Below are 1,360 nucleotides of genomic sequence, written 5' to 3'. Positions count from 1 at the left end.
TGAGTGGAACGCGACACTGGGATCGGCCGCTTCGAGGCCAATCGCCTGCCACGCATCCCGGATGGCCGGTGTGAGAATGTGTTCCTCGATGCCGATCAGCTTCATGATCCGGGTTCCTTCAGATGACGTGACAGGCCTCGTTGATCGGTGCGGCACCTCACCAAGGCACCGTCTCGCCGTTGCGGTCGAGATAGCGCAGACCCGGCCGACCTTTCTGAGCGACCAGAACGTCGACGACCTTCGGAATGCTGTCTTCGATCGAAAGCGGCGCATCGGGGCCGCCGAGTTCGGTGCGCACCCAGCCAGGCGCCATCAGGACTATCGCACGCGGGTCGTCGGCGTGGCGGGCGGCGAAGGAGCGCATATACTGGTTCAGGGCGGCCTTCGAGCCGCGGTACACCTCGTGGCCGCCGGCCGTGTTGTTGGCGACGCTGCCTTGGCCCGAGGACATCACACCGATCGTTCCGTCTGACCGAACGAGGCCGGATAGCCCCTCCACCGCCCGCATAACGCCGAGCGCGTTGGTGACCATGACGCGCACGAACTCCTCGGTGGAGACCTCCGCGATCGTCTCCGCCTGGTTCAGATTGGCGGTACCCGCGTTCACAAACAAGACGTCGAACCGGCGCCCGCCGAGACGGCTGTTGAGTGCCTCAATCTGGCCGAGCTCGGTGATGTCGAGCGTTTCGATCCGGACGCGATCAGGCTCGGCGCGAGCCAAATCGTCCAGCGGAGTTGGGCGGGAACGATCGCGGACGGTAGCCGTGACAGCCCAGCCGCGCGCTGCAAAGTCCTGCGCCATCGCGAGGCCGAGACCGCGCGAGGCGCCGACGAGGAGGATCGAGCCATTTTGAGCATGAGAGGGGGTGGTCGGCATAGGAAGCTCCTTCGAGTTGCTGGGTCGAAGGTGCGGTCCCCGTCGCTATTGCGCCAGACGCTGTGGCGGCAAGGTATGTTTGCATCACGCGCCATGTCACCGGAGACGCTCGCATGCCAAGTCCCGAGACGGACCTGAACCTCCTTGCCGCGCTGGACGCCCTGCTGGCCGAGGAGAGCGTGACGGGCGCGGCCAAGCGTTTGCACCTCAGCGTATCGGCCACCAGTCGGCTACTAACGCAGCTGCGAAGCGTCACGGGTGATCCGCTGCTGGTCCGCGCCGGACGAGGGCTGGTGCCGACGCCGCACGCCGTTGCTCTTCGGGCCGAGGTTCCCGATCTCGTTCGAGACCTCCGGCGCGTCCTGTCGCCCGAGTCCGCTCCGTTCGACCCGGCAAGCCTGAAACGAACCTTCGTCATCCGAGCCAATGATGGGTTCGTCGATCTCTTTGCCGCCGCGCTCATCGAAGCCGCCGAAGTGGCGC

Annotated in this window: 2 protein-coding genes; one reads left to right on the top strand and one right to left on the bottom strand. The window is 65.8% G+C overall.

Going from position 1 to position 1,360, the window contains the following annotated elements:
• Window positions 1–157: 157 nt before the first annotated feature.
• Window positions 158–877 (bottom strand): SDR family NAD(P)-dependent oxidoreductase, encoded by a 720-nt coding sequence (locus tag BM175_RS22295; protein ID WP_090967010.1) that lies wholly within the window; start codon window positions 875–877, stop codon window positions 158–160.
• Window positions 878–990: 113 nt separating this feature from the next.
• Here BM175_RS22295 and BM175_RS22290 point away from each other — a divergent pair.
• On the top strand, window positions 991–1,360 hold a 370-nt coding region (locus BM175_RS22290), incomplete at its 3' end, for a LysR family transcriptional regulator (RefSeq protein WP_139224779.1).

It is taken from the genome of Aureimonas phyllosphaerae, from assembly GCF_900113065.1.
GTDB lineage: Bacteria > Pseudomonadota > Alphaproteobacteria > Rhizobiales > Rhizobiaceae > Aureimonas > Aureimonas phyllosphaerae.
This window is presented reverse-complemented; position numbering and strand designations above follow the sequence as displayed.

What these genes read in the sequence shown, in the direction of transcription:
- BM175_RS22295 (WP_090967010.1), bottom strand. Translation starts at nt 877, where the DNA reads ATGCCGACCACCCCCTCTCATGCTCAAAATGGCTCGATCCTCCTCGTC.